This is a genomic window from Quisquiliibacterium sp., assembly GCF_982640115.1.
Genome location: NZ_CEXFHW010000287.1, coordinates 1 through 3025 on the forward strand (window position 1 = coordinate 1; position 3025 = coordinate 3025).

General features: G+C 70.7%; 4 protein-coding genes. All 4 read right to left on the reverse strand.

The window, feature by feature from the left end; genetic code table 11:
- On the reverse strand, window positions 1-762 hold a 762-nt coding region (locus AC2H6A_RS18990; protein WP_484275281.1), incomplete at its 3' end, for an enoyl-CoA hydratase/isomerase family protein.
- A 7-nt stretch (window positions 763-769) separates the two neighbouring features.
- Window positions 770-1996 (reverse strand): LLM class flavin-dependent oxidoreductase, encoded by a 1227-nt coding sequence (locus AC2H6A_RS18995; protein WP_484275282.1) that lies wholly within the window; start codon window positions 1994-1996, stop codon window positions 770-772.
- A 179-nt stretch (window positions 1997-2175) separates the two neighbouring features.
- On the reverse strand, window positions 2176-2775 hold the full coding sequence (locus AC2H6A_RS19000; RefSeq protein ID WP_484275283.1) for a pyridoxamine 5'-phosphate oxidase family protein: 600 nt from the start codon (window positions 2773-2775) through the stop codon (window positions 2176-2178).
- 4 nt (window positions 2776-2779) lie between these two features.
- Window positions 2780-3025, reverse strand: a 246-nt coding sequence (locus AC2H6A_RS19005; protein WP_484275284.1) for a GNAT family N-acetyltransferase, incomplete at its 5' end; no start/stop codon positions are given.

Consider the following 3025-nt stretch of genomic DNA (forward strand, 5'->3'; position numbering starts at 1 on the left):
CCGGAAACGGCTCATGTAGGCCTTGCTCGGCTCGGTCTGGAAGGCCAGCGCCTGCAGCTCGGTGCCGGCACGGATCGCGGCGCGCATGCCCATGGCTTCCATGGCCCGATGCACGCTGCGCTTGTTGATCGCCGCCAGCTCGGTGGGCAGCTTGGCCACCCGCTCGGCCACTGCCAGCACCTCGGCCTCCAGCCGCTCCACCGGAAAGGCCCGGGTGGCCCAGCCCTTCTCGGCGGCCTCGCGGCCGCTCAGCGCATCGCCGGTGAGCATCGATTCCATCGCCTGGCGCATGCCCATCATCCAGGGATGGAACTGCATGTCGGGCGGGCTCATGAGGCGCACCGGCGGATAGCCGATCTGCGCGTCATCGGCCACATAGACCAGGTCGCAGGCGGTGGCCAGCTCGGTGCCGCCGGCCAGGCAATAGCCGTGCACCTGGGCGATCACCGGCTTGGCCAGGTCCCAGACCCGGAACCAGCCCTCGACCACATGGCGCGCCCACTGACCAAGGCCGCCGGCGGTGTGATACGGCTGCTCCAGGGTGTTGTTGGCGGAAAGGTCGTAGCCCGAGCTGAAGGCTGCACCCGCGCCGCGGATGATGGTGAGCTTCACCTCGGGGTCGCGGTCATGGGCCTCGAGGGTGGCGAAGATCTCGCCGCGCAGGCGGTTGTTCAGCGCATTGCGCTTCTCGGGGCGGTTCAGGGTGATGCGGCGGACCCCGGGCAGCGGGGTGTCGACCAGGATGTGCAGCAGGTCTGCCATGGCGGTCTCACTTGCGATTGAGGTCGGGGGCGTGATGGCCCGGCATGGCCAGACGGCTGTTCTTGGTGACCGCGAGCGCCGCCGTGGCACCCTCGTGGGCAAGGATCTTGTCGAGCACCGCCTTGCCGGCCTGCTCGAAGACGCCGCGGTTGCCGATCACGAACTCGCGCGACTCGCGATAGTGGTCGAGCAGACCGTTGAGCTCGGGGATGACATAGCGCGCGACCAGGTCCCAGCTGCGGCGGGTGTTCTCGCGGTTGGCCCAGTCGTGCACGAAGCCGATGACCGTGCCGAAGCCGCCGGTGATCGGGATGAGGGCGCGGATCGCCTTGACCAGGTCATCGGGGGTGCCGATCACCGAGGCCGCGCCGGGCACGAAGGCGGTCTCGTCGACCGCCTCGTCGGGGCTGTTGAAGAACTTGCTGCCTGGCCGCTTGAGGGTCTCGAACACATACTCGTTGTTCCAGCGCATGAGGCCCTCGCCGGCCTCGCGTCGGGCCTGCTCGCGGGTCTCGGCGATGTGCCAGGACAGCAGCACGCGCCAGTCGCGGCGGTCGACGGTGTTGCCGTGCTTGCGGGCGGAGTCCTCGGCGAAGCTCCATTGCGTGGCGAGCGCGGCCAGACCTTCGGTGGAGGTGGAGCCAATGGAGATCACCCCGGTGCCGTGCTTGCCCGCGAGCGTCATGCCCGAGGGGCTGATGGTGGAGGCCACCACCATGGGGATCTTCTCCTGCAGCGGCAGCAGCTGCAGGCGCGCATCCCTCAGGGTGAACCACTCGGACTCGTGGGTGAAGCGCTCGCCGCCGGCCAGCAGACGGCGGATCACGCCCAGGGCCTCGTCCTGACGATCGCGCTGCACGGCCGGGTCGATGCCCAGGGTGTGGGCGTCGGAGGGCAGCGCGCCGGGGCCGGTGCCGAAGATGGCCCGCCCGCCGGTCATGTGGTCGAGCTGCACGATGCGCTGGGCCACATTGAAGGGATGGTGGTAGGGCAGCGAGATGACGCCGGTGCCCAGCATGATGCGCTGGGTGCGCACGCCCGCCGCAGCCAGGAACATCTCGGGCGAGGCGATGGTCTCCCAGCCGGTGGAGTGGTGCTCGCCGCACCAGAACTCATCGTAGCCGAGGCGGTCGAGGTGCTCGACCAGATCGAGGTCGCTGCGGTACTGCAGCGTGGGGTGCTCGCCGATGGGGTGATGGGGGGCGAGGAAGGCGCCGAATCGCAAGCGGCTCATGAGCAGGTCTCCGGTGTGGCGCGGGGCCGGCTGCCCGGCGCCTGAGCAGCCGATTCTGGCAGTTTCGCCAGATGGTCGCGCCGGCCCGGCCGGTAAGTTGGAACCCGCGGAAGCCGGTGTTGACGAATGAAATCAGCGGGGCGCTGGCGGGAACCGGTCCCGTCAGCGCGGGGCTGGGCTCAGAGGTCCTGCGCGTAGCGCGCCAGCATGGCTTCCTGCGACTCGGGCTCGGCGGCGTCGCCGATCTGGTCGGCGATCATGCGGCCCATGGTGGGCAGCATCGAGCGCTCGACGCGCGACTGCGGCGCCCACAGCGACGAGCGCATCAGCGCCTTGGCGCAGTGCAGGTAGGCCTGCTCGACCGCCACGGTGATGACCAGCCGCGGCGGGCGCGAGACGCCGGCAAAGCGCGCGAGCAGGGCGGGGTCGTCGCTCAGCCCGGCGCGGCCATTGACCCGCAGGGTCTCGTCCACGCCAGGGACCATGAACAGCAGCCCGAGGCGGCCGGTCTGGGTGATGTTGACCAGGGTGTCGAGCCGGTTGTTGCCGGGCGCATCGGGCAGCAGCAGGGTGCGGGCATCGGGCGCGTGCACGAAGCCGGGTTCGCCGCCGCGCGGCGAGGCGTCGAGATCGCCGTGCTCGCCGGCGCTGGCCAGCACCACGAAGGGCGAGAGCGCGATGAAGCGCAGGCAGTGGGCGTCGAGCTGGCTCAACTGCTTGCGCAGCGCGCGCTCCCTGGGGGCCGGGTAGAGGGCGCGCAGCGCCTGAGCATCGATCATCGGCTCAGGATACCGCCCGGCGCAGACCATCGCCAGGGGCGACCCAGGTGCCCGAGAAGCCGGCCACCTGCCCGCCCGTGCCGATCTTGAAGCGGGCCAGGCCCGCGCCGCCGGCGGTGTCGATGCCGCCGAGATCGAGCCGGCGCACGCCGCGCTCGCGCAGCGCGAGCATGGCCTGCCAGAGCAGCAGGTTGTGGGCGCCGGCTTCGCGGCCGCGGGCGTCGGCCCAGCCGACATGGTAGGTGGCGCT